The 24,557-nt window shown below is 53.3% G+C and carries 22 protein-coding genes and 1 pseudogene; 9 read left to right on the top strand and 14 right to left on the bottom strand.

Going from position 1 to position 24,557, the window contains the following annotated elements; all coding sequences use genetic code 11:
- Positions 1–181: 181 nt before the first annotated feature.
- Positions 182–2,596, top strand: coding sequence for a TonB-dependent receptor plug domain-containing protein (locus GCE01_RS12570; protein ID WP_408735628.1), 2,415 nt, complete (start codon positions 182–184; stop codon positions 2,594–2,596).
- A gap of 89 nt (positions 2,597–2,685) precedes the next feature.
- Here the strand turns inward: GCE01_RS12570 and holA are convergent, their stop codons facing one another.
- The 6 genes from holA to GCE01_RS12540 all read right to left on the bottom strand — a co-directional run bounded on the left by holA (position 2,686) and on the right by GCE01_RS12540 (position 11,696).
- Complete coding sequence (holA, locus tag GCE01_RS12565; protein ID WP_099213169.1) at positions 2,686–3,687, bottom strand: DNA polymerase III subunit delta; 1,002 nt, start codon at positions 3,685–3,687, stop codon at positions 2,686–2,688.
- Complete coding sequence (locus GCE01_RS12560; protein ID WP_099213168.1) at positions 3,687–4,343, bottom strand: hypothetical protein; 657 nt, start codon at positions 4,341–4,343, stop codon at positions 3,687–3,689. Before GCE01_RS12560 ends, holA begins: the two co-directional genes overlap by 1 nt.
- Before the next feature lie 2 nt (positions 4,344–4,345).
- Complete coding sequence (leuS, locus tag GCE01_RS12555) at positions 4,346–6,943, bottom strand: leucine--tRNA ligase (protein ID WP_099213167.1); 2,598 nt, start codon at positions 6,941–6,943, stop codon at positions 4,346–4,348.
- Between the two features lie 7 nt (positions 6,944–6,950).
- Positions 6,951–7,532: a DUF3576 domain-containing protein gene (locus tag GCE01_RS12550; RefSeq protein ID WP_080951478.1), complete on the bottom strand. Its 582-nt coding sequence runs from the start codon at positions 7,530–7,532 to the stop codon at positions 6,951–6,953.
- Positions 7,533–7,606: 74 nt separating this feature from the next.
- Positions 7,607–9,745 carry a hypothetical protein gene (locus tag GCE01_RS12545; protein ID WP_099213166.1) on the bottom strand — a complete coding sequence of 713 codons (2,139 nt, stop codon included), beginning with the start codon at positions 9,743–9,745 and terminating at the stop codon, positions 7,607–7,609.
- Between the two features lie 1,216 nt (positions 9,746–10,961).
- The gene (locus GCE01_RS12540) at positions 10,962–11,696 is read right to left on the bottom strand and encodes a site-specific integrase (RefSeq protein ID WP_145995802.1); all 735 of its coding nucleotides are present in this window, start codon (positions 11,694–11,696) and stop codon (positions 10,962–10,964) included.
- A 23-nt stretch (positions 11,697–11,719) separates the two neighbouring features.
- Between GCE01_RS12540 and GCE01_RS12535 the strand changes: the two are divergent.
- Positions 11,720–12,803, top strand: a pseudogene (locus tag GCE01_RS12535) (IS5 family transposase).
- Positions 12,804–13,105: 302 nt separating this feature from the next.
- Positions 13,106–13,372 (top strand): hypothetical protein, encoded by a 267-nt coding sequence (locus GCE01_RS12530; protein ID WP_099213164.1) that lies wholly within the window; start codon positions 13,106–13,108, stop codon positions 13,370–13,372.
- A 68-nt stretch (positions 13,373–13,440) separates the two neighbouring features.
- Here the strand turns inward: GCE01_RS12530 and GCE01_RS16705 are convergent, their stop codons facing one another.
- On the bottom strand, positions 13,441–13,839 hold the full coding sequence (locus tag GCE01_RS16705; protein WP_145995801.1) for a hypothetical protein: 399 nt from the start codon (positions 13,837–13,839) through the stop codon (positions 13,441–13,443).
- Positions 13,840–13,915: 76 nt separating this feature from the next.
- Between GCE01_RS16705 and GCE01_RS12525 the strand changes: the two genes are divergently transcribed.
- The 3 genes from GCE01_RS12525 to GCE01_RS12515 all read left to right on the top strand — a co-directional run bounded on the left by GCE01_RS12525 (position 13,916) and on the right by GCE01_RS12515 (position 15,134).
- On the top strand, positions 13,916–14,419 hold the full coding sequence (locus tag GCE01_RS12525; protein WP_099213163.1) for a lysozyme: 504 nt from the start codon (positions 13,916–13,918) through the stop codon (positions 14,417–14,419).
- Positions 14,406–14,732: a hypothetical protein gene (locus tag GCE01_RS12520; protein ID WP_099213162.1), complete on the top strand. Its 327-nt coding sequence runs from the start codon at positions 14,406–14,408 to the stop codon at positions 14,730–14,732. Before GCE01_RS12525 ends, GCE01_RS12520 begins: the two co-directional genes overlap by 14 nt.
- Before the next feature lie 132 nt (positions 14,733–14,864).
- The gene (locus GCE01_RS12515) at positions 14,865–15,134 is read left to right on the top strand and encodes a hypothetical protein (RefSeq protein ID WP_145995800.1); all 270 of its coding nucleotides are present in this window, start codon (positions 14,865–14,867) and stop codon (positions 15,132–15,134) included.
- Between the two features lie 561 nt (positions 15,135–15,695).
- On the opposite strand, the gene GCE01_RS12505 is transcribed toward GCE01_RS12515, so the two are convergent.
- Complete coding sequence (locus GCE01_RS12505; RefSeq protein ID WP_099213159.1) at positions 15,696–16,007, bottom strand: hypothetical protein; 312 nt, start codon at positions 16,005–16,007, stop codon at positions 15,696–15,698.
- 160 nt (positions 16,008–16,167) lie between these two features.
- On the opposite strand from GCE01_RS12505, the gene GCE01_RS12500 reads away from it, so the two are divergent.
- Genes GCE01_RS12500 through GCE01_RS12490 form a run of 3 tightly spaced genes read left to right on the top strand, consistent with a single transcriptional unit; the run spans position 16,168 to position 18,571 of the window.
- Positions 16,168–17,148, top strand: coding sequence for an AEC family transporter (locus tag GCE01_RS12500; RefSeq protein WP_099213158.1), 981 nt, complete (start codon positions 16,168–16,170; stop codon positions 17,146–17,148).
- On the top strand, positions 17,130–17,621 hold the full coding sequence (locus tag GCE01_RS12495; protein WP_099213157.1) for a low molecular weight protein-tyrosine-phosphatase: 492 nt from the start codon (positions 17,130–17,132) through the stop codon (positions 17,619–17,621). Before GCE01_RS12500 ends, GCE01_RS12495 begins: the two co-directional genes overlap by 19 nt.
- A gap of 17 nt (positions 17,622–17,638) precedes the next feature.
- Entirely contained in the window at positions 17,639–18,571 is a 933-nt protein-coding gene (locus GCE01_RS12490; RefSeq protein ID WP_099213156.1) for a 2-hydroxyacid dehydrogenase, read from the top strand.
- 5 nt (positions 18,572–18,576) lie between these two features.
- On the opposite strand, the gene GCE01_RS12485 is transcribed toward GCE01_RS12490, so the two are convergent.
- The 6 genes from GCE01_RS12485 to GCE01_RS12460 all read right to left on the bottom strand — a co-directional run bounded on the left by GCE01_RS12485 (position 18,577) and on the right by GCE01_RS12460 (position 24,555).
- Positions 18,577–19,335, bottom strand: coding sequence for an NAD kinase (locus GCE01_RS12485; RefSeq protein ID WP_086632879.1), 759 nt, complete (start codon positions 19,333–19,335; stop codon positions 18,577–18,579).
- A 5-nt stretch (positions 19,336–19,340) separates the two neighbouring features.
- The gene (locus GCE01_RS12480) at positions 19,341–20,183 is read right to left on the bottom strand and encodes a carbon-nitrogen hydrolase family protein (protein WP_099213155.1); all 843 of its coding nucleotides are present in this window, start codon (positions 20,181–20,183) and stop codon (positions 19,341–19,343) included.
- A gap of 125 nt (positions 20,184–20,308) precedes the next feature.
- Complete coding sequence (gene flhA, locus GCE01_RS12475) at positions 20,309–22,390, bottom strand: flagellar biosynthesis protein FlhA (RefSeq protein WP_373321839.1); 2,082 nt, start codon at positions 22,388–22,390, stop codon at positions 20,309–20,311.
- Positions 22,391–22,535: 145 nt separating this feature from the next.
- Complete coding sequence (fliN, locus tag GCE01_RS12470) at positions 22,536–22,868, bottom strand: flagellar motor switch protein FliN (protein WP_099213153.1); 333 nt, start codon at positions 22,866–22,868, stop codon at positions 22,536–22,538.
- A gap of 5 nt (positions 22,869–22,873) precedes the next feature.
- A complete protein-coding gene (locus GCE01_RS12465; RefSeq protein WP_099213152.1) occupies positions 22,874–23,545 on the bottom strand; it encodes a FliH/SctL family protein in 672 nt (223 codons plus the stop codon).
- A complete protein-coding gene (locus tag GCE01_RS12460) occupies positions 23,542–24,555 on the bottom strand; it encodes a flagellar motor switch protein FliG (protein ID WP_099213151.1) in 1,014 nt (337 codons plus the stop codon). Before GCE01_RS12460 ends, GCE01_RS12465 begins: the two co-directional genes overlap by 4 nt.
- Positions 24,556–24,557 lie beyond the last annotated feature (2 nt).

Raw genomic sequence — 24,557 nt, 5'->3', positions numbered from 1 at the left:
CACCAGGACACAATTTTCGGGAATGTTATCAAACTGCAAGAAATTGCGTTGACCAAAACGATACACGACATCAGATTGTCGAATTATCAATACACTCTCGTGAGATCGTTAAATCGTGGCTGTACGCTTTTCTTCCCGACATCTGGGACTCCTTGGTACCACACTTCTTGGCTCCTCCCTCATGATGCCGGTTGCAGGACTATGCGCAGCCGTCCCGACAGCGGACACCCATCACAAAAAAGCCAAGAGCCAGGCAGTCCGCAATGCCGCTCCCGCACACGCCAAGGACGTCTCTGGCGGCACTGATGCTGTGATCGTCACGGGAACGCGTGAGTTCGGCAAGAAAGCACGGGATTCGATTTCTCCGATCGATGTTGTTTCAAGCCGCCAGATCACGTCAACGGGCCAGCCAACCCTTCGCGATGCCCTCTCCCTCCTGCTGCCGTCGCTGACGGTCCCGACAGCAGGCTTCGACGCTGGCGCCCTCACGGACACCATCGCCCTGCGTGGCCTGAACCCGAACGAAACCCTTGTGCTCGTGGATGGCAAGCGTCGTCATACGACGGCCAATATTTATGCCGATCCGGGGCCGTCTCAGGGCGCAACCCCGGTTGATATCGACATGCTGCCCATGTCCATGATCGATCACATTGAAGTTCTGCGTGACGGCGCATCAGCCCAGTACGGTTCGGACGCGATCGCTGGCGTGGTGAACATCATCACCAAGAAGCAGGACCACGGACTGAGCATGCGCTCCAACACCGGCATCACCAGCGAGGGAGATGGCTTCCAGCAGGGTGTGTATCTGGATGGCGGATTCAATCTGAATAACCGTGGCTATGTGCATATCGGTGGCGATTTTGTGCATCAGGACCACGCGTTCCGGTCCGGTAAAGACAATCGTACCAACCAGTATACCAACCAGGTGCTGAGCCAGCCCGAACAGACACGTGAGAGCGTCGCCATCACTGCAGGTTACGACATCACCGAGACTGTTCAGGCCTATGCCAGTGCAACCTATGCCCATCGGCATGCGGAATCCTACCAGAACTATCGCTTGCCCTCGACCCTGAGCGCCTATCCCGGATACGCCGCAAAATACCCGTATGGCTATTCGCCGATCCTTGGGCTGGAAGAAAACGATTACGAACTGACAGCTGGTTTCAAGGGTATGCTGGCTGGCTGGCACTGGGATCTTTCCACAGTGTATGGCCGTGACTTTGATCGGTTTGATGCGCTCAGCACGATTAACAGCGCCGTTTACAAAGCCGACGGCCGGACACCTACGAACTTTTACAATGCGCAGGGATATAACAACTCCCAGTGGACGAGCAGTTTCGATCTGTCCCGGAAGTTCAACTTCTCTTTCTGGCCTCACAGCATCAACGTCGCCGGTGGCGCAGCGTATCGCTATGAATCCTATTCCATGGGCACCGGCTCCGCAGACAGCATTGCGGGCACAGGCGCTGACGGCATCCCCGGCACGACAACTTACAATGCAGGCAACTGGTCCCGTGATGTCGCGTCTGGATACGTCGATATTTCTACACACTTGATGAAGAACTGGCAGGTCGATCTGGCAGGCCGCGTCGAGCACTATACAGATGTTGGAAACGCCAAAACCGGCAAAGTCTCCACACGCTACGACTTCAGCCCGCGGTTTGCTGTTCGCGGAACATTCAGCAGTGGCTTCCATGCCCCGACACTGGCCCAGCAGCATTACTCCGCGCTTGCCGTCTCCCCAACAGCAGCTCGCGGCCTGATTGCAGCCAACTCCACTGGTGCATTGGCCAACGGCGCTTCACAGATGAAGCCGGAGCAGGCCACTAGCGTCGAAGGCGGCATCATCGTTGAGCCGATCCGTAAGCTTCACGTCACGGTCGACGCCTATCAAATTGATCTGCGTGATCGTATCCAGCCAGGCGGAACGATCTACGGTTCACAGGCGTATAAGGCCCTCTACGCAAACGGTTTCCCACTGCCGTCAGGTTCCGAAAACTGGGGTGCTGGCCAGTTGTCAGCTTACTGGTTCGCGAACGTCGCCACGACCCGCACACAGGGCCTGGACATCAATGCAACTTACCCAAGCGAGTTCGGCCGCTTCGGTCATGTGGACTGGGACGTTGCCATCAACCTGAACCGGACGCGCCTGCGCCATCAGGGTACGACCACCAGCGGTGCAAACCTGCTGACCATCCCTACTCTCGCCTATCTGACGACAGCCTACCCGCGCTCCAAGATCATCTTTGGCGGTCGCTGGCACTCCCCCAACAATACGTGGGCCGTTGCAGTTCACGAAATCCGCTATGGCCAGACGACATCAAACCTGACCTATTACACTGGCCCGAACGCGTTCTCGACAACGAACTATCGTGAGTTCCAGAACGCACCTAAATGGACCACCAATGCGTCTGTAACCTACAACATCAACACGCGCTGGAGTGCGACGATTGGCGGCAACAACATCTTCGCTGCGTACCCCTCCGTCGTGCCAAAGGAAAACCGCTATCTTGGTGCGCCCAAGTATTACATGAGCACCAACCAGCTCGGTATTGCTGGCGGCTATTATTATCTGGATGTGTCTGCGCGCTTCTAAGCCGGAACGCAAAACGGCGGAGCTCAACTCCGCCGTTTTCCATATCTACAATACTAACAACCCATCCACTTGATGCAGACGCTTGAAACTCAGACTTTCCAGATGCCACACAGCGCCGAGATATGACGTCGGCAAAGTGCCAGATCAGGTGCACCACTCTGCTTGCAGGCCAGCTCAAAAGCTTGCGTTTCGCGTGCAGCCCGGCTCAGTGCCGCGACAGACCAACGGTCCAGAGCCTGATTAAACGCAGCAGTCCGTTTAAAGAAGATTGGCGGCTTGAGCGCTTTCATGGCTTCTGCGCGGCCTTGGCCAGCCTTAACTGCAAGTGCCACTTTCTGAAGCCGCGTCAGCACGCTTAATACTGCACGCGCAACCGCTACGGGATTAGCCCCATCGGCCAAAGCGCGCTCCAGAGCCTGATCTGCCTCTGCCCGATGGCCGGACAACGCGGCGAAGACCGCATCTTCCAGAGAACTCCCTCCCGCATCACCCACGCAGTCCTGAACAGCATCAAGATCAAGCCGACCGTTTGGCCCTGCATAGAGAACAAGCTTCTCGATCTCACCGCGAACACCGCTTCGATCTGCCCCCAGCCGTCCCATAAGCCAAGTCAAAGCATCCCGATCAATGGAAACTGCGGCCTGGGACAAAGCATCCGTCACCGTCTGGGATAACGCCCGCCCCTCCTCAGGATAACAGGCAATCGATGCCATTTCTTTGTGCCGCTCGGCGAAAGCACGCAGCGTGGATCGTGACGTAAGACCGGGTGCCTCAATCACAATCAACGTGTCTGTCGAGACTTCCAGAGCACGCGTCAGCATGGGGGTCAGGGCGTCTGTGCTACTGCGAACCCACACAACACGCCGACCACCGATCAACGAAAGGGCAGTCCCCTCTTCCTCAAGACGATCATGCGTCTCGCGATCGAGTTGGGAGACGCGGAATGGATCGTCCAGCGTCTCTGCAACGAGCCGCACGGCCTGAGCCGCTCTTTCCCGTATTAGCCCCGTGTCTTCGCCGTGAAGAAGAATGGCGCGCCATGTTCCGGCATCGGACAGGGCACGGCCAATGTTACGGGCCTCAATTTTCATTAATTGCTTGTGGTGCCTTGAGAGAGACGTCCCGTCGCGGAGGCCGGGAAGCCATCCACGCCAACGCGATCCGTCGCAGACCCGTTATCGGACGGCATTCTGTCCGTGTTGATATACCTCGGCATATCAACAGGTGCCGCATTGGACGGCATGTTATGGGAGCGGAACCAGACGGCGAGCTGCTGTGTGAGACTTTGAGCCAAGGTATCCGCAACACGTCCCTTGGTCGTTTCGTCATTCAGCGTCTGAGCAAAATACTGTTCAAAGCTGCCACTATAACCGTCAAGCGTTGTCGCATCTCCCTGCGTGATTAACTGGGGAGACTGTTCCACCGTAAACAACTGCCAGTGCGCTGAACCAGAAACACGGATACGCCCCGCTGTATTGTCCTGGTGAATATCAATGGCTTCACTGTTGGCACCGGAATTGACCCGCAGCATATAATGCTGAGGATTTTCAGGACCGGCACCTGCAAGATTTTTTTGCAAGGCCAGTCGCAGTTCCTGACCATATCTTCCCGGAATATTCGCGACGTAAACCTGTGCGAGTTCAGCCGAAATATCGGTTTTCGTATCCATCTTGCCGTAGAGAGGGGTGAAACCACACCCTCCCAGCAGAAGGAACGCAGAAAGGGTCAGGGAACTGCGACGTTTCACGATCAGCCTGCTACCACAAAATTGACGATCCGGTTGGGAACGTGGATTTCCTTCACCAGACGTTTGCCCTCAAGGGCCCGGGCAACATTAGGCTCAGCCTTCGCCGCAGCGAGAACGTCATCCTTCGGCGCATCTGGTGGCACCTGGATTGTTCCACGAAGCTTTCCAAGCACCTGCACACCAATCGTGACGCTCTGAACTGCAAGCCACTCATCCTGCGCCTCGGGCCATGCCCGATCCACAACGAGTTCACCACCAGGTTCGAGAACCGCCATCATGTCTTCAGCAAGATGCGGCATCATTGGTGCAGACAGCAGGCACAGCGCGGAGGCAGCCTCCCGTCGTGCAGCAGCGAAACCACCCCCCTCTTTGCCCTGCACCTCTGCCAGAGCGGAGGTCAGCTCATGCAATCGAGCCACTGCGACGTTCGGCGTGAACGCTTCCAAAGCCTCTGTGACGGCTGCAATCGCACGATGCGTAGCACGGCGCAGATCATCTCCAGCCGAGCCATGCGCACTGTCAATCGGATCAGCCGCAGCCACAGCGGAAACCAGACGATGCAGGCGCTGCCCAAACCGGGCCGCAGCAGCTACGCCGGACGCTGTCCACTCCATGTCACGCTCTGGAGGACTGTCAGACAGAACAAACCACCGCGCCGTATCAGCACCAAAACGCTCAATAATCTCTACCGGAGAAACCGTATTGCGCTTGGACTTGGACATTTTTTCAGAGCGTCCGACCTGAATGGGCGTTCCCGTGTCACGTCGGACAACCACATCACCGCGACGCTCGACTTCTTCCGGATAGAGCCAGTTTGCCCCGTCCTTGTAGCTTTCGTGCGTGACCATACCCTGAGTGAAGAGGCCGTCAAACGGCTCATCCAGACCCAAGTGCCCCGTCTCATGCATGGCGCGGGTAAAGAAGCGCGCATAGAGCAGATGGAGGATCGCATGTTCAATGCCGCCAATATACTGATCGACGGGCAGCCAGCCATCAGCCGCAGCCGGTACGGTCGGCGTCGGCGCGTGCGGGCTGGTAAAGCGGGCGAAGTACCAGGAACTGTCCACAAACGTGTCGAACGTGTCTGTTTCACGCGTGGCGGCAGACCCGCAGCTTGGGCAGGAAACGTGCTTCCAGGTCGGATGATGATCCAACGGGTTGCCCGGCCGATCAAATGTCACATCTTCTGGCAGGACGACTGGCAGCTGATCATCCGGAACCGGAACTGCACCACACTTCTCACAGTGAATAATGGGAATCGGGCAGCCCCAGTAGCGCTGACGGGAAATTCCCCAGTCCCGCAGACGCCAGTTTACGACGCCATGCCCAACGCCCATGCCTTCAAGACGCTCGATGACTGTTTTTTTGGCGACTGCAACAGCCAGACCGTCAAGGAATCCCGAATTGTAGAGCGTGGCTTCGCCCGAGACAGCCTTCCGGCCAATGCGGAATGTCTCAGCATCTTCACCATCGGGCAGCAGAACCTGCGGCACGGCGAGATCATACTTGTGAGCAAAATCAAGATCACGCTGGTCGCCACACGGGCACCCAAAGACCGCCCCCGTGCCATAATCCATCAACACGAAATTGGCGATCCAGACAGGCGCCGTCTGATCTGGATTCAAAGGATTGCTGACGCGAAGACCCGTATCGAAGCCACGCTTTTCAGCAGCCTCAATCACCTCTTCGGATGTTCCAAGACGACGGCATTCTTCAATAAATTCAGCCGCAGCAGGATTGGTCCGCGCGACCTTGGCTGCCAGCGGATGATCCGCGGCAATACCAACGAAGCTCAATCCGAACAGCGTATCCGGCCGGGTCGTGAAGACTTCGATACCATCCAGCTCAATGTCGAAGCCCGACGGCGGGCTATGAAGAGCAAAACGGACACGCGCGCCCTCTGAACGCCCAATCCAGCGTTCCTGCATCGTCCGCACGCGTTCCGGCCAGCGATCCAGCTGCCCCAGCGTATCAAGCAGCGGCTGAGCAAATTTGGTGATTTTCAGAAACCACTGAGAAAGAACTTTTTTCTCAATCAGCGCTCCGGACCGCCATCCGCGTCCCTCGACAACCTGCTCATTGGCCAGAACCGTCTCATCGACCGGGTCCCAGTTTACAGACGAATCCCGGCGCTCAACCAGACCACCGGCGAGCATGTCCAGAAACAGTTTCTGCTGCTTGCCATAATATTCCGGAAGACAGGTCGCGATTTCGCGGTCCCAGTCCAAGGAAAAGCCGAGACGTTGCAGCGTGCCGCGCATTGTGGCGATGTTTTCCATCGTCCACTTGCCAGGATGCACATTACGTTCCCGCGCTGCATTCTCAGCGGGCAGTCCAAAAGCATCCCATCCCATGGGATGAAGCACCGAAAACCCTCGTGCGCGCTTATAACGGGCTACGACGTCTCCAAGCGTATAATTCCGCACATGGCCAACATGCAGCTGGCCGGAGGGGTACGGAAACATCTCCAGAACGTAATACTTTGGCCGATCAGCCGGAGGCACATCTGGAACAGCAAATACATTCCGCTGTTTCCACTCTGCCTGCCAGAACGGCTCCCGGGACTGAAAATCGAAAGCCGTATGTGTCGTGTCGCTCATGTCTAACTCAGTTACCCTGTTCGCCGTTTTCTGCACGCAACTGGCGGGCGCGGGTCAGGATACGGGTCGTAATGTCAGACGTGGTCGTGGCTGAAACCGGAGTATCCTGCCATTCGCCGTCCTGAAACACCTGCCGGAATACCGACACGCGAAGCGCGTCAGAACGCATACGGCGGTCAAGCACATACGCAGCAATCTTGAAGCGCTCGCCCTTGCTGGATGGCGGCTGATACCAGTCCGTCAGAATGACACCCCCGACTGCGTCGGCGGAAGCCAGCGGCATAAACGAAAGCGTATCGATCGCGCCACGCCACAGATAGGCATTAACGCCGCCCTTGAGCTGGTCAGCGCCACCTTCTGCCCCACGATCAACGCCGAGCAGATGATTGCGGGGCGCAGTAAGGCTGCTGGGATCGCGAGCGCCGCCACAGGCAGCAACTGTACCGAGGGCAAGAATGCCCACGGCCGTCCGAAGCGCTGAACGGCGGGAAGAGCTGGAAACAATCATCTGCATACGAGACATCATGGTGGTCCTGCGGGCCGGGCCAGGGCCGTCACGGGCATGGAGACAGACTGGCGAAACCTGAATCCGGGCAACATCAATTCCGTGTTCATATCGCGCTCATCCGGTAAGGCCAAGCGCCCTACCTGCACATGAGCGCTTTATAAAAGACCTGTTGAGCTGAAAGCCTGCCGCAGCTCCGCCTTTTTGGACGCACTCAGATACGGAAAACGACTCAAAATCTTCTCAATTGTCAGATCCGGAACCAGACGGTGCAAATGCTGTCGAACCTGCTGGATTTCCTCAGCACTTTCGCCTTCAAGCACCAGAGCTGCCAGATAATAGACCAGCGTGCTCGAGTAGTTGGGGTGCAGCCCAGCCATCAGACGCCCCATTTCAATGACGTCCTGACGTTCTCCACCCAACATCATGACCATCATGAAAAACGGTCTGATCAGTGTTGAAAGTGGAGAATGATACGGATTGTGACGCAGCTTTCCTGCTACCGCGGCCGCCTCAGCCAGGTTTCCATCCAGAACATGCAACAGGACGCGGCATAGCAGCACATCGTGCATGTTATGCATGCTTGAAGCCCCAGCCATAGACTTCTCACACATCCGCATGATGGAACGTGCCAGAGGCACAGATGCCGGATCGTGCATCAGCAGCGTGGACAAAAGAATGGCCATCCCAGGCGCATCCGGCTTGAGATTCACCAACAGGCGCGCAAACTCGATACCACGCGCGAGCAATGCTGTTCCCGCCGCACTCCAGTCATTTTCGTAGCGGATCAGGCAGTAGAGTACCTGCATCACGGCCACGGTACCTTCCCGCGGATCTTCGATCCCCGCAGCGTCAAGAAGCTGACTAATCCTCGGGAACAGGGCATTGTCCCGCTTCAACAGCAACATAAAAACCCTGGTCGCTTTACCCAGAGCAGAGAGTTCACTGTCTGCGCGGTTCGCCGTGCGGCGTGCCTCCGCAAGGAGAAGGCCCCACTGCATTGCCGTTGCAGGCCCCATCAGTCCGTTGCTGACTGACATCGGGTCCAGATCCGGCAGATCGTAGTAAGTGCCCCAGACGATAAATCCACCAGCCCGAACATCCAGAACCTTCAGGATTAGCCGGAAAGCATTATCAGAAGCACCGGCCCGAACCGCGCCAGTCACGACATAATCGGCGCCGAGGCCGCGATAGGATGCAAGAGGGTTCGCCGGGTCTGGAACGAAACCTTCAGGCTTCGCCACAATATCAAAAGTATCGACATGAACGAACAGGAGTTCAAACTGATCGCTCAAGCTGGTCGCGCACTTTAACTCGGCATCTTTCAAACCGTCCGCAGCAAACGGAGACAATACAAGCAGGGAAATCTTTCGGGATTGCCCGGCTGCCATCTGCGAAAGATGAAGCGGCAATGCCAGCATTGGATCTGTACGCTGCGCGCCTATAGGAACAGCAAGAGTATCGTCGTTGCCTGAAAATAGCACAGAAGCGCCATCTAGCTCGGCAATACCTGCAGTCCCAATGCTCGGCTCGAGCCCTGCTGCCTTCAGAACACTGGAAATTAACGCTTGGGTAACAGGGCCTGCCACATGCCCCTCTTCCTGCCCAAAGGCTCGCACGGCCTGCTCCGCCAGGAGAACAGCCCTTGCCTGCTCACCGCGACGCAAAGCACTTTGAATCTTGGCCCGCCATGCGGCCTCATTCAGGGCATCAACCTTGAGAAGACGATCCGTAACGTCATCAACCTGCTCTGGGTCAGTCAACTCGCGCAGACAGCCTTCGTAGAGCCCGAGAAGATGATGTGAGAGCCGTGCACGCTGCTGACTGAGCCACTCGTCCAGTGCAACATCGATTCCGCTAAGCTCCCCAAGCAGCACTTCCTCTGGCGCAGGGATACTGTCGATGGTCCTGACACTGGCCGTGAGGATACGTTCAGCGTCCACAGACGTCAGAGCAGGCTTCAGCATAAGAGAATGCCGCTGCACATCTATGATCTCGACGCCCAAAGGGCTCAGAGCGTCCAAAAGACGGTGAATTTCCTGCCGTAATGAAGCGCGCGCCATATCTTCTGGCCGACGACTCCATAGCAGTTCAGCCAGTCGGGAACGAAGGACGGGCTTTCTGTCAGACAGAGCCAGAATAGCCAGAAGCGCGCGCGTTTTACCCCCAACAGGAAGAACACTCTCCCCCGTCAGGGTGCGCGCTTCCATTTGCCCAATAAGCTTGAGACGGAGAAGTGTAGGGTCTGCTTCGCGGGCCTGGCGCACTGAACTTGAAAGCATCTTAGTCATACCCATCAATACCCGCAGTCAGACCGAAACGCATGAAAAGGACGCAGACTATCTCGATCAGATATTCGATGCGAAACCATGGCTAGCAACCCTCAACCCTAACAGCCCTGAAACAGGCGTTTCAAAACGCTCGCTGTAGGAACAGGCTGTGGCATTACCATCCTCCCTACCCAGGCGCTGATAATGTTCAGCAACCACACCCCATCAGAAGATTTCTTGAAATCTTTATGGAGGGGTCTATTTCGAGGATAGCAATTCTTCACACTCATACATTGAGGCAAAGATATACCACCCAGCTACGTACTACTTTCTCAACCTATCCACAGGATAAGCCAAGACTATGGCACTTCATCAGAGACAGCTTTTGACACAGGCACTTCTGAAAGTTTGATATCAAAAAACTATGTAGACAGGGATGACTGGAACCACAGACAACACGAAAGTGCAAGAATGTTCTTACATTTTCGCCTCCAAATTTAGACATATAAATACGCCAAAAACCCGATAATTGGAAATATGATTTACGTTTTTATGTTAATTTGATAATTAAATTACGGAATGAATAACGTTTCCGCTTCACTGATATCATATTTAGTTTGCAAAATAATAACATTTTTTTTCAATGTTAAGGCTATCCAGAGCGCTGCTTGCAGGTGAAAGCATCTTAGGATAACTAGTTCCTCGTGTGTCCGCGTAGCTCAGCAGGATAGAGCACAGGATTCCTAAGGTCTGAATTGGGCGCCATGACAGGAAACTTCATGGTGGATTCACTCAAATTCGGGGAACGCTCTGGTTCATTTGAACCGTGCCAATCCCGAGCCAAGCTTTCCGCATTGGTTGGAAAGAAGGTGTAGAGACTGTACGGGTGACACCTTGGCCGCTTAGGGGGCTGTGGTGAAGAGACAGTCCAGACCACGAACATGCTCAAGGGCATGGCGGCGAAAGTCGAAGTGGTATGAATCCTGGGGCCGGAGGTTCGAATCCTCTCGCGGACACCACAAAAACAATAACGCGCCATTTTCTGCCTTTTTCTGAGACTGTTTTACAGTTTTTGAGTTTTATTTTACAGCCCTCATCCGTTTCATTGCCTCTCTAGCAAGCTTCTTTTGGTCAACAGCGCGAGCATATTGTTCCACTTCAGACAAAGTTGCGTGCCCTGTTATCGCGGCGATCTAGTGAGGCGTGCACCCAGCTTCTGCAAGTCGGCGGCCAGCTGCTTTTCTTAGGCCATGAGGACTAAGGCACCTGCAGCGTCACGCCACGACTTGAATCGCATGTAAAATCCGTTGGCCGTAAAAGATAACCCGTTACGACGCTGTAAAAAATTTCCCGTTTCCGGTGCCTGCAATAATTCAGTCATAAGGTGAGGGTGAACTGGTATCTTCAGTGATGTTCCCGTTTTCTGCTGGGTCACTTCGATAATATCTCCACGCAGGTGCTTCCGTTCCATTCTCACAACGTCACTGCGACGCTGCCCCGCGTACAGCAGGAGCGCCAAAGCTCGACGCTGTACGGACCCGCTCGGCCAATAATCTTCATACTGCCGGATCTGATCATCTGACCACGTTTCCGCCCCATCGGCTTTTTCCTTGTATCTCTTGAGCGGAGTAGCTGGATTATCTGCGCGCCAGCCGTCATCGACGGCATAATCGAAGAGCATCCGAAACAATTTGATCCGATGATTGGCAGCCGCTGGTCTATCCGCAAACTCAGCTACAAAACGGCGCAGGTGGATTGTCTGGAAATGTTCCACGTAGTCGTCAGCATAGGGCGCTTTCTGCATCGACATCAGCAGACGACGATAGTTCCTCTGCGTGTTCTTTCCTAACGACATGAACCGAGCCGATTTGATCCAAAGATCGATTAGGTAAGCCAGTGTTTTAGGTGCTGGTGGGCGTTCAATCTGGAGGGTTCGAAAAACCCTCTGGTTTTGAGTCTCTCTGTGTGATTCCATCACTCCTGCATTGATTGAGGGAATGGATGATGAAGCAGTCTGGTTTCTTTGATGATGAAGAGCGACTTGCCCGGCTGAGCGGGCTTGGCGATCAGCTCGAAGCGTTTTCCCGGACTGTGGATTTTGAAGCGTTCCGCCCTGATTTGGACAAGACCCTGGCGTATTCCGATGGAAGCAAGGGCGGACGACCGCCATTTGATCCCGTTTTGATGTTCAAGATTCTGGTGATCCAGACATTGAACAATTTGTCTGATGAACGGACGGAATATCTGATCAACGACCGCATCTCCTTTATGCGCTTCCTTGGTTTGGAGCTTTCAGATCAGGTGCCGGATGCCAAAACGGTCTGACTGTTCCGCGAACGTCTGACACAGGCGGGTACGATCGATGGGCTGTTCAACCGCTTTGACGCAATCCTGCGCAACGCCGGGTATTTACCGATGTCAGGCCAGATCCGGGATGCCACACTGGTGGCTGCTCCAAAGCAGCGGAACACCAACGCAGAGAAAAACGATCTTCGGGAAGGACAGATCCCACAGGAGTGGCAGGACAAGCCGTCAAAGCTGTCCCACAAGGACAGGCATGCGCGCTGGACCCTGAAGTTCACGAAAGCGTAGCGACAGGAAGACGGGAGTATGCCCGCAACGGATCTGGCCATCCCGTTTTTTTGGTTACAAGTCGCACATCTCCACCGATCGGAAATTTCGGCTGATCCGTAAATGGAAGACGACAGATGCTGCCGCCAGTGACGGCGCGCGATTGAGAGAGGGCTTGCTTGATAAAAGCAATACATCCTCAACGGTCTGGGCTGACACGGCCTATCGCTCCAAAGCCAATGAAGACTTTATGGAAAAGCAGGGCTTTGTCTCGAGGGTTCACAGAAAAAAGCCGCATCTCAAACCGATGTCCCGGCATATCCAGAGATCCAACGCAGGAAAGTCCGTGATCCGATCTCGTGTTGAGCACGTCTTTGCCGATCAGAAATCGCAGACGGGACTATTCATCCGTACTGTCGGCATCAGCCGAGCCACCATGAGGATCGGGCTGGCCAATATCGTCTACAACATGCGCCGCTTCCTCTTCCTCGAAAGATTGAACGCGAGCGCGTAGTCATTCAGCGGGTAACAGCCCCCAATCTGCTCAAAACGCAGACCGAAAGATTACCCGAAAACCGTCAACCAAATCGCCAAAACCCAGAAATTACGGTCCAAGCTTATCAATCAAGAGTTCTTCGATCCCTCCACCTTCACCGACGCGATGAAGGCTATCGCGGCGATTGCCAGCGGTACTGACACGACCAGCACGGCATTGCCGGCACGGCCTGACCCGGTCGGTCCTGGCCTGATCGCCAGCCCTCATACCTACCCCTGTTCTGACAGCCGCCTCCGGGTGGCTTTTTTTATGGAAAAACCATGCCTGACACACAAACTTCCGCTCCTGCTCTCTTTGCGCCCACAAGTAAGGACGAGATCATTCGGGTTCTGGAAGATCGAGTTCTCAAGCTTGAAACTCTGGTCTCCGCTCTTGGCGACAATCAGTCTGATCTGCGGGCTGAAATGCGCTCTGAAATTGCATCCCTGCGCACTCAGATCAGCGATCTGAAGGAAGATCTGGAAGATGGGATCAAGGCGCTTGGATCCAAGGTGGACCGCGTCATGGAGCCGTTGTCACGGCGCTGATCACCCTAGCGACGTCAATCCTTGGATCCGGGGTGGCTCACCTGGTGGTGTCTATCGGGAAACAAACATTACAAACTCAAATCATTCTGTAATTTAATCTTCAATTCATACAGAGAAATTCTGATAACTCCAAAATCAACTCCTGAAGTATTGCTATTATATCTATCAATATTATATCGACAATTATCTGAATATCCAGGCATAACCATGTCTAATTCGTCTAGGGCAGACTTTATTTCATAAAGACTATTCGGAATTGAATATTCATATCTATCATTTAATTCAGCTATTTTTCTCCAAGCATCTCTTTTTAATATAAATTTTTGTATTTCTATAGATTGTCCGCCTTGGTTTCTTTGTCCATTCGCAACTGAAAATGCCAAAAGCGCTCCAAATCCAGCAAACATTGATGAAGAAAAAGAAATTGAATCAGCAATACTTAACCCAAGAAACACAGCAATCCCCAAGAAAATTTCCAATCATTAAAGATCAAAATCAAGAAATTAGGAAGACGTAAAATCTTACTTTCTGGGAGTACATCAAATGAATGAAACTGCCGTCGTGCTGGCCACGGCGCTTCTAAAGCTGCCCGATTTCGAAGGATTCCGGTCAAAGCCTTATGTCTGCCCTGCCGGCTACTGGACGATCGGCTATGGCAGCCGCTGGCTGAGATCCGGGAAACCCGTCACGGCCAAAACGCCGCCCATGAGTGAAGCAAACGCGGCCAGTCTGCTGCTCCAGTCGGTCATGAATTATGATGCTGCCTTGTCGCGCCTGGTCAAAGTTCCGCTCTCGGATGTCCAGCGGGCGGCACTCCTGTCCTGGCAATACAATGTCGGCACACCGGCCATGGAAAGCTCCACGCTTCTGCGTAAGCTGAATGCCGGGGATTATGCCGGCGCGGCCAATGAACTGCCACGCTGGAACAAGGCGACCGTGAAAGGCCATCTGGTCGAGTTGGCCGGCCTGACCAACCGTCGCGCCTATGAACGGGACGTATTTCTGGGCAAGCGGACAGTCATGGGGGCGAACCATGCAATGGTCTGATCTTTTCGGACTGCTCCCGCCGCAGGTCCTGTTCTGGGGTGGTATGTTTCTTGTTCTGGCCTCGGTGCTGCTGAATGTCTGTGGTTTCCTGCGGTCTCGGATTGCCCCTCCGGCTCCCAGATCTCTTTGGGTCAGGCCGTATCAACTTCTGAGCTTTCTGGCCTTTGAGCAGAAATATGCCGCCGCCATGTATAAGATCGGGCTCACGGCCGTCATGACGACGCGGGCCGAAGCGCCACTTCTGAAAAAGGCCGGCGCAGACAGTGGTGTGCAGATCCTCGACAGCAAGGGAAAGCCTAAAGCACCGACCTGACTGAACCCTTCAGCCGGTCCTGGCTCGATTATCCTCATTCCTCAGATCTCCGAAGGAGGCAGCACCCCAGCTGTCAGACCGTCGGATGCAATGCCGCCCATCGAGGCGGCTTTTTTTATGGAAGAAGCACCAATGGCTTTTGATTCTGTGACGGCCCTTGAAGGTCTTGTGAACCAGTCTCTGGGCAAGGCTGATACACCCTCGGTCCAGCAGGGCATCAGCGTCGGCGGTCTCGTCCTTCAGAGTGTTCTCGCGGCCTCTATGTCGAAGCTGGCTGAGCATGTCGATATCACGGCCTTCGATGCTGCTCTGACTAAAACGCTGGAAGGTGCCACGGAACTGGAGCGTGTCATCGCTGCCGGTCCGGCTGGTCAGTCAGCCAAGGAAGCGCCTGCCCAGTGAATACAGCCAATCTGGCGATTGTCGGTGTCATGCTCCTCGTGGGCATGGCGTCGGCTCTCGAACTCTATCGAGCCGGGGCAAATCGCAGAAAGCCGATACGGCTGACCAGGACGTTAAGGAAGCTCAATCTCAGGTGGCGCAACAGCAGGTCATGGACCAGCGCGGTGCTGATGCTCCGCAGACTGTGGATGAACTGCTGGATGCTCTGGACAAGGGGAAGGCGTGATGCGGACTGTTTTGTTGTGCCTGGCACTGACTGGGTGTGCGCAGCCACGGCTGAAGGTTGTGTGTCCTGCCTTGCACCCCTGGACGGCCGATTTCCAGAAGGGGATGGCGGCCGAGATCCGGGGCACCGGCAGGACTGTCCCAACCTCATCACATCGGCTCTTCAGATGGAAGAATTCCGGAAAAAATGTGCTGAATGACGTACTGAGGTTAGCTAGATTTGTTTTACAACTTCGCCGTAAGTCGTTGATTCTGTGTGCTAGCATTAGTACCATTTTAAAACGCAACTAATTGATTTTACAACAGGAACCTATTCCTCTCACGGACACCATATCTTCACAAAGTAATTGCCTTCTCCTGCGCGCTGCCCCTGACAGGGACATTGTGTGGAATGCCAAGTAGAGAATGCAATAAATAAACAACAAAAGCAGCGGTCAGAAGTACCGCCAATAAGCGTCCAAAAATACGAAATGCCACAATAATTAGAGCGCATAACAGACAAAGAAGAAGAACCGTCTGAAATTGTCCATGTATCCCAATGCTACTCAATACGGCACGCGCAGCAACTTCCACAAAAGCTACGGCCGCGACAATAAAGCCCAGTAGCATCAGGATGAAACTGAGCAAGGTGTCAAAAATGGATTGCATGGTTCGCCCAGACCAAGAATTGAAGCAAAAGCATTCTACAAAGACATCACCCGCTCTTTTTGGTCAATCGCTTCCAGCGGCAGGGATGGACGGATGATAACGATGTCATTACGAAAGAGAATAGCGACACCTGGAACTTCTGCCTTTCTATGAGCATCTCATGACCTCTTCGCCAAACCTGCTGCTCACGATCATCCAGGCTATTTTGCCCATTCTGGTCACACTGGGCTTCGGCTATTTCGCCGCGTACCGTAAAGATTTTGATGCCCAGCAGGCAGGCGTTCTGACGCGACTGGTCATGCTCTATGCCCTTCCGCTCGAACTCTTCGTCTCCATTCTGAGCACGCCCAAAGCTCAGGTGCTGTCTGCTGGTCCGGTAGCGGCGCTCATACTTTTGGCAATGGTGGGCGGATATGCTGCCGTTTTCAGTGTATTCCGTTTTGCACTGAAGCGCCGACTGAGCGAAGCCGCCATCATTGCCATGACAATCACCGGTCCCTCGGTCCCGTTTATTGGTATCCCAGTTTTAGGGCAGATTTTCGGGGCTGCCAGCGGTGTGCCGATTTCAATCGCCGCCCTAGCGATGAACCTGATCCAGTTACCCATTACCCTTATTCTGATGGGGCACGATCACGGAAACCGACAGGCCCACGACACTACGACGGAAAGACGCAACGAACTTCGTGAACTGGTAGGGCATCTTCTTCATTCATGCCGTGAGCCCGTGGTCTGGGTGCCGCTGTTAGCTCTTGTGCTCGTCAGTGCTGGCGCTTTCCTGCCCGTATTCCTGAAGGGGTCCTTTCTTCTGCTCGGCCATACGACGGGAGGAGCAGCTCTGTTCGCATCAGGCGTCGTCCTTTTTACGCGGCAGGTTCGTTTTAGTCCTCTGGTGGGCACGATTGTGGGGATCCGCAACATTGTCATTCCGGGAATAATCTATGCTTTGGCTCGAGCGTGGCACCTTCCCCCGCAGGCCCTTCAGGAAAGTGTGTTGACGATGGCAATCCCAAGTGCCTCCATCAACGTTATTCTGGCAATGCGGTATCACGTTCTGGAACGCGAAATCGCTTCCGTCCTGTTTTTCGGAACACTGACTTCCATTGCAACAATGGCATTTTTCATATGGCTAACCGGCGCTTAAATAGCTTCCTCTTTGTCTGCACTGGCAATATATGCCGCTCTCCACTCGCTGAACTTGCCATGCGTCGAGAGGCTGAAAGGCGAGAACTTGAACTCGATATTGATTCAGCTGCTATTGGACATTGGCACCTCGGGTATCCACCAGATCCGAGAGCCTGCAAGGTAGCAAGCCAACACGGCCTGGACGCTTCAGCACTTAGATCACGCCTCATCTGCGAAGATGATTTTTACCGTTTTGACCACATCATTGCGCTCGATCACTCACATCTGACCCACCTGCAAAATATGCAGCCCTCGGACAGTAGAGCGCGCCTCTCCCTTATGCTCGACCATATTCCTGGCCGAGAGGGTGAAGACGTCGATGATCCTTATTATGGCCCAGAAAGCGGCTTTACGATCACCTGGAACGACGTTGAATACGCCTGCCGTGCCCTTGCGGACAAAGAGCTCGACACTCTTCCCTCCCGTCACTGATCAACAGGAGAACCGACTTGTCTACCAAACCTGACCTGCTCATGATCGACCCTTTCCCAGCCGGGATCGTAGCGCGACTTGAAGAGCATTTTAACCTGCACAAATACCGTGACCTCGATCAGCTCAAGCCAATCGCAGATAAAGTCCGGGGGGTGGCCACTGGCGGCGGTTCAGGAATTCCGCGCCCCCTTATGGACGCGCTTCCTGCGTTAGAAGTCATCGCCGTCAACGGCGTCGGGACAGATCAGATCGACCTTGACGAAGCACGCCGCCGCAAAATTGGTGTTGCGACAACGCTCGGCACCCTTACCGATGATGTTGCAGACATGGCCATTGTCCTGACGCTATCAGTCATGCGTGACACGGTCTTGAATGACCGTCTTGTTCGCTCCGGTGAATGGTCCAGAAATTCGCTGCCGCTGTCCCGCAGCGTGACCGGAAAGCGGATGGGCATCGCAGGTTTTGGTCAGATCGGGCAAGCCATTGCCCATCGTGCAGCAGCATTCGGTATGGAACTGGCCTATTTCAATTCCAAGCCACGTCCTGAAAGCGCCGTACGCTTCGAAAGTGATCTGAAAAAACTGGCTGAATGGAGCGATATTCTCGTTCTGGCAGTCTCGGGAGGTCCTCGCTCAGCCAATATGGTTGATGCGGAAATTCTTGAAGCTCTAGGGGCAGACGGCGTCCTCATCAACATTGCTCGCGGATCGGTTGTCGATGAGGCAGCTTTGCTTTCAGCTTTGCAAGAAAAGCGGATTGCAGGCGCGGGACTGGATGTGTTCCAGAATGAACCAAACATCAATCCCGACTTCTTCAAGCTTGATAATACGGTCCTGCAAGCTCATCAGGCATCGGCAACCGTAGAAACGCGGACCATTATGGGCAACCTGATGGTCGACAATCTCATCGCGCACTTTGACGGTAAGCCGTTACTGACACCCATCCTGTAAAACAGTTACTCCAGAAACTGTTCAGCGATAATACGCTCGGACAGCCCGTGATCTGGATCGAAGAGGACCGTGGCATGCAGCTTGCGGTCCTCTTTGACAATCACCTCAGCCACATCACGAATTTCCTTGAAATCTGCAACTGCCGCCGTGGGTCGCTTGTCTGTGTCCATCAACGTCAGTCTGACCACGGCCGTCGATGGCAGGAGAGCGCCCCGCCAACGCCTGGGACGGAAAGCAGAAATTGGCGTCAACGGTAAGATGTTCGCACTCAGGGGCACGATGGGGCCATGCGCGGAAAGATTGTACGCCGTCGATCCCGCAGGGGTCGCAACAATGACCCCGTCACAAATCAACTCTTCCAGCCTTGTCCGGCCATCAACCTCAATACGAATTCGGGATGTCTGGCGTGTCTGGCGAAAGAGGAACACGTCATTAAATGCCCGCGCTTCAGACACCTCTCCATTGACTGTCCTTGCCGTCATATGCAGCGGATGTAGCAAGGAAGGCTGCGCATTTAACAGGCGTTCCGGTAGATCATCTTCATTGGGCGTGTTCATAAGGAACCCGATGGTTCCGTAATTCATACCGTACACGGCCAACTCAAGCCCAAGAACACGATGAAGCGTTTCGAGCATGAAGCCATCGCCCCCCAGACTGACAGCCACATCAGCGCTTTCGAGCGGAACGTTTCCATAGCGAGCGACCAGAACTGCGAGTGCATCCTGGGCGGCGTCTGTTGACGCCGCTACAAAAGCAATTTTCATACTCGTCAGATCAACTGCCTGTTTGCCTGAATTGGCATACGTTCACGCACCTGGCGCACCTGATCAAAATCGAGATCGGCAGTTCCCCAAGCAGCTTCGCCCCCCAGCTTCAGAACAACCTCGCCCCACGGATTTACAATCATGGAGTGACCATATGTCTGACGCTCGTTGCCAGCGGCATCCGTATGCCAACCGGCTGTCCCACAGGCAATGACCCAAGACTGCGTTTCTATCGCACGTGCCCGGATCAGGATTTCCCAATGAGCCTCCCCTGTCTGCTGTGTAAACGCAGCAGGCAAAATGATCATCGCCACATCTGCGGCTCGCAATGCAAGAAACAGCTCAGCAAAACGCAAATCGTAGCAAATGGCGAGACCCGTCGGGACGCCTGAAATATCTACAACCTCTACGCTGTCGCCTGGCACATAGTTATCACTCTCCCGATAACCATCCCCATTCGGCGTGACCACATCAAAAAGGTGAATTTTCCTGTAGCGTCCGCATTCATTGCCGTGAGGGTCAAAGATCAGCGATGTATTCGCCAACTTGTCTTTCCCCTCACCCGAGACGGTTTCTCCGATCGAGCCACCATGAACCCAAATACCGTGCTCTTTGGCCATTGCGCGCAAAGCCTCATACAGCGGACCACCAGACTCTCCAGGAGCCGGGAGTTGCTCAGCGCTGGCATGCTTGGTCTCAGCCGTCCCGCCCAGGCAACTCCACACCTCTGGCAAAACCACCAAGACAGGATTTTCGGCTTTTACTGCATCCGCCACGAGCTTCTGAGCCTGAGCAATATTTGCATCCCGGTCAGCCGAAGGAGCCATCTGGATCAGTGCAACACGCATGGTCGGTACATTCCCTTTAGCAATGACCAGAGACCATAAGCGATCACAAAGTCCGAGGTAAGCCCGTACACCCTTAGACTCAGATGGCAACTTGCAACACACGAGAGCCATGCACTCTTGGGTTCTTACTGAATGACCCCGACGGTCCGTATCTTTGCGCGAGTAGAAATTTCTGTTTGCGATAGAACCATGGTCGCTGGGCGAATGCGTTCCACAATCATTCGCATCGGACGACGCATCCCCCCGGCGACAAGAATAACCGGGTTTTCACCCTGCCCCAAAGCTACATCCAAAGCCTGCCTCAGCTTGCCTACCAGTTCGTTCAGGCGAGATGGCGGGAGCGCCAACTGGCGATCATCTGCAGGACCAATCATGTTTTCTGACAACACGACTTCCCAATCGGGGCTTAGTGTCAAAACAGGAATATAGCCCTTTGGTCCGGTAACAGCGAAGCTGATCTGACGCGCCAAACGGCTCCGAACATGTGAGGTCAACGCCAGTACAGATTTGAGACCTTGCCCACAGCCTTCCTGAAGCGCCTCTAAAATACCCGACAGATCACGAATTGAAATCTGCTCCGCAAGAAGACTTTGTAGAACTCTCTGAACAACACTCACTGACACTTGAGACGGAATAAGATCGACAATCAGTTTCTGCTGATCTCGTGGCATGTCATCCAGAAGTTTCTGTGTCTCGGAGTAAGACAGGAGATCGGCCATGTTTTCCCGAACCAACTCCGTTAAGTGCGTAATAATGACGCTTGCTGGATCAACGACTGTATATCCCTTGATAATCGCATTCTCTCGTTCACTTTGATCAATCCACAATGCTGGGAGATTAAATGCCGGCTCTCGCGTTTCCTCACCATGCAAGTCTGGCAAACCTCCCTTCGGATTCATCGCCAAAATCCGACTAATCCGTACTTCTCCATGTCCAATTTCGATTTCTTTAATTTTTACAGCATACGCGTCGGAAGAAAGCTGAAGATTGTCCTGAATACGGACGGGAGGCAGAATAAATCCCATTTCTCCAGCAATTGTTCTTCTGAGAACCTTGATTTGTTCAGTTAACCGCGCACCATCACCGCTCGCAATTGAGAGCAAATTAAAGCCCAACTCTAAACGTAGCAAATCAACACGGAGGCTTTCGGTAATGGGGGGCTCACCAGACTGCGTGTTTTCAGGAAGGCTGACAGCATCCTCTTCAGCATTCTGATCCTTAACAGGTGAGCGATGTCGCAACCACGCTCCTCCTCCTGCAAGAGCTGCCAAACCAAGAAAGGGAAGCGTCGGCAACCCAGGCATTAATGACAGGACAGCCGCTGAGCCAGCTGCCAAAGCAAGCGGTTTGGGGTTGCCGCCAAGTTGCCGCACCAAAGCTACGTCCGCCGCACCTTCAGTACCTCCCTTGGTCACCACAATACCCGAGGCCGTAGAGACAAGCAGAGCAGGAATTTGCGAAACCAGGCCATCGCCGATCGTCAAAGTCGTGAAAGCAGATGCGGCATCCGCCACAGTCATCCCATGACGCCCAATGCCAATGGCTAACCCTCCGACGATATTGATTGCCGTAATGATCAAACTCGCGATTGCATCTCCACGGACGAACTTGGCCGCACCATCCATCGCTCCATAGAACCCACTTTCTTCCTGGAGTTCTTTACGGCGCTGCCGTGCAATTTTGTCACTGATGGCGCCAGAAGACAGTTCAGCATCAATCGCCATCTGCTTTCCAGGCATGGCATCCAGCGAAAAGCGTGCTGCCACTTCAGCAATACGCCCTGACCCCTTAGTGATCACCATGAAATTCACAACCAGAAGGATTGCAAACAGGATCGCGCCGATTACGACGTCACCTCCCATCAGAAAACCTCCGAAGGCAGCTACGACATGGCCAGCTGCATACATCCCCTCATAACCGTGACTAAGAATAAGTCTGGTTGTCGCAACCTCCAGCGACAGACGGAGCAATGTTGTGAGGAGCAGCAATGTTGGGAAAGAGGTGAAATCAAGTGGTCGCGTTAAAAACAAAGCGACCATCAGGACAAGTACGGACGCCGTGACTGAGAGGGCCAGCCCGACATCCAGAATGAATGTCGGCAGCGGCAAGACGAGAACTGAGAGCAATCCGGCAACTGCCAGTGCCAATCCAACATCTGTTCCCGGCAGCCAACGCTGCCCTCCTTGCAACCAGGCGGGCAAGGGCATTTTCTGAAAATAACCAGAGAGAGAGGTCTTTTTCACAAAGGAAGAAAGAACCCCTTCTGATGTGTTCATAATAATAGTCTTACCTAATTAAATTTTCGTCTTAGAAAAAAATATATCGGTATAAGTTAAATATTAGGAAATTTTTTCAGTTTTTAACTTTTCCAGATTTGATAATTTCCGTCATGGTTACACCAAGTCTATTCTCATCCACCATCACGACTTCACCACGAGCTATCAGACGATTATTTACGAGAATGTCGATCGAATCACCGACTTTTCGATCAAGCTCCACAACAGCCCCGCGTCCCAATCGTAATAGCTGGCTCACCTGCATATTGGCACGTCCCAGAACGGCACTGACCGTTACAGGAATATCGTAGATCGCTTCGAGATCATGAGCGAAGCGAGGCGGCTCTACAGACTGCGCCGATACTGCTTCGACGTCATCAAGATCGAAATTATTCTGTGTATCAGTCATTTCAATTATTCCGCGCTCACTGCAGGTAAAACTTTATCCAGAGAAAATATTTTCAAAATTTCCTGCACCAAGGTTCCTGCCTCTCGGCAAGCCTTTCCCGTCGCCCAAAAAATTCGAAAATCTCCCGAAGCCAAAGTGTCATCTGCACGACAATCAATCACTTCCACTCCTTCTCGCTCACACAACGTTAATAAATGCTGAATTTCCTGAGATTTAGCTTCTATTCTGATGCGCGCAGCCTCTCTGAGGGTTGGCATGATTTTATCAATCAATACATCCCGTTCTCTGGGACCATAATTTTCCAAAAGGGATGGAAAAATTTTTGCTAGATGAGAAAAAATGGCGATTGAGGAATTTTCAGCTTCTTGCCGTGCACATTGATTCATCTGATCAGAAATTTTTTTTATAATATTTAAAGAATTATTCTCGATACAGTTCTTCCACTCAGATTTTTCTTTTTCATAAAAATTCCTTTCGAGTGCAGACACTCGTTCTTTTTCCTGCCTACAGGCAAAATCTAAATCTTCGGCAGTGTAGAGTTCAGGTGTAGTTATTTCCCCAGCAGACAGATCTGAGACTGGTTCTGGTTCGACTGGAGACAAAACCGGGATGTCAAAATCTTCAGCGTAAAGAACTTTGGACACCTGATCGCGGCGGTCGAAATCAGGAATACTCATACGAGCATCTCATTCGCGGCCTGTTCTTGATCCAGAAGTTCAATTTCCCCACGATCAAGAAGAACTTTGGCAACAAGCAGAATATCACTCTGTGCCGCATCGACGTCCTTAACGCGCACAGGGCCTAATGCTTCAACTTCATCTATAAGAATACGCCCTGCACGCTCAGACATTGCCGCAAGAAATGCACTTCGCAGTTTCTCGCTTGCACCCTTAAGAGCAATCGGCAAGCTTTCGCGTGCAATCTGATTAAGCAACACCATAAGGCCCTCTACAGGAACCTGAGCCAATTCCTCGAAAGTAAACATGAGGCCTTTAATTCGCTCCGCATCATCATGACTGCGCTCATCCAGGGCCGTCATAAAGCGTGCTTCAAGTCTTCGATCAAAATTATTGAAGATATCTGCAAGAACTTCGTGGCTGTCTCTATGCGAACCACGCGGAAGGTTAGAGACAAACTCGGATCTTAATGTCTGCTCCACACTGTGCAAAACACCCTTTTGCACATTTTCCATTTTCAGCATCCGCGTCATAACATCGAGCGAAAATTCTTCAGGCAGCAGAGCGAGAACTTTCGCCGAATGCGCTGCCTTGATCCTGCTAAGAATAACTGCGACCGTTTGCGGATATTCATTTTTTAAATAATTAGCGAGCACTGCCTCTGAGACGTTTCCAAGTTTGTCCCACATAGTTCGCCCGGCAGGACCACGAATTTCTTCCATGATGGCCGCTGCTCGCCCAGCGGGAAGCGTATTTTTGAGCAATCGTTCAGTTGTTTCGATATCGCCAATCAAAACTTCTGAAGACCCGAGGCTCCGGCTGAATTCGTGACAGACGCTTTCGACAGTTTCTGCAGAGACCATTCCAAGCTGAGACATCGCGGCAGAAATTTCTCGAATTTCTTCTTCGTGCATCTGCTCAAAGAGGCGCGCGCAATTATCTTCTCCTAATGCCATCATCAGAATGGCGGACTTTTGCGCACCTGTGACAGATTTTTCCAGTCCAATCATTG

Source organism: Gluconobacter cerinus (assembly GCF_002723935.1).
GTDB lineage: Bacteria > Pseudomonadota > Alphaproteobacteria > Acetobacterales > Acetobacteraceae > Gluconobacter > Gluconobacter cerinus.
This window is presented reverse-complemented; position numbering and strand designations above follow the sequence as displayed.

Coding starts and splice junctions, on each gene's coding strand:
- GCE01_RS12525 (WP_099213163.1), top strand. CDS start 13,916: ATGAATGAAACTGCCGTCGTGCTGGCCACGGCGCTTCTAAAGCTGCCC.
- GCE01_RS12460 (WP_099213151.1), bottom strand. CDS start 24,555: ATGATTGGACTGGAAAAATCTGTCACAGGTGCGCAAAAGTCCGCCATT.
- fliN (WP_099213153.1), bottom strand. CDS start 22,868: ATGACTGATACACAGAATAATTTCGATCTTGATGACGTCGAAGCAGTA.
- GCE01_RS12520 (WP_099213162.1), top strand. CDS start 14,406: ATGCAATGGTCTGATCTTTTCGGACTGCTCCCGCCGCAGGTCCTGTTC.
- holA (WP_099213169.1), bottom strand. CDS start 3,687: ATGAAAATTGAGGCCCGTAACATTGGCCGTGCCCTGTCCGATGCCGGA.
- flhA (WP_373321839.1), bottom strand. CDS start 22,390: ATGCCCTTGCCCGCCTGGTTGCAAGGAGGGCAGCGTTGGCTGCCGGGA.
- GCE01_RS12495 (WP_099213157.1), top strand. CDS start 17,130: ATGGCTAACCGGCGCTTAAATAGCTTCCTCTTTGTCTGCACTGGCAAT.
- GCE01_RS12485 (WP_086632879.1), bottom strand. CDS start 19,335: ATGAAAATTGCTTTTGTAGCGGCGTCAACAGACGCCGCCCAGGATGCA.
- leuS (WP_099213167.1), bottom strand. CDS start 6,943: ATGAGCGACACGACACATACGGCTTTCGATTTTCAGTCCCGGGAGCCG.
- GCE01_RS12570 (WP_408735628.1), top strand. CDS start 182: ATGATGCCGGTTGCAGGACTATGCGCAGCCGTCCCGACAGCGGACACC.
- GCE01_RS12545 (WP_099213166.1), bottom strand. CDS start 9,745: ATGGGTATGACTAAGATGCTTTCAAGTTCAGTGCGCCAGGCCCGCGAA.
- GCE01_RS12530 (WP_099213164.1), top strand. CDS start 13,106: ATGCCTGACACACAAACTTCCGCTCCTGCTCTCTTTGCGCCCACAAGT.
- GCE01_RS12500 (WP_099213158.1), top strand. CDS start 16,168: ATGACCTCTTCGCCAAACCTGCTGCTCACGATCATCCAGGCTATTTTG.
- GCE01_RS12515 (WP_145995800.1), top strand. CDS start 14,865: ATGGCTTTTGATTCTGTGACGGCCCTTGAAGGTCTTGTGAACCAGTCT.
- GCE01_RS12480 (WP_099213155.1), bottom strand. CDS start 20,183: ATGCGTGTTGCACTGATCCAGATGGCTCCTTCGGCTGACCGGGATGCA.
- GCE01_RS12505 (WP_099213159.1), bottom strand. CDS start 16,007: ATGCAATCCATTTTTGACACCTTGCTCAGTTTCATCCTGATGCTACTG.
- GCE01_RS12465 (WP_099213152.1), bottom strand. CDS start 23,545: ATGAGTATTCCTGATTTCGACCGCCGCGATCAGGTGTCCAAAGTTCTT.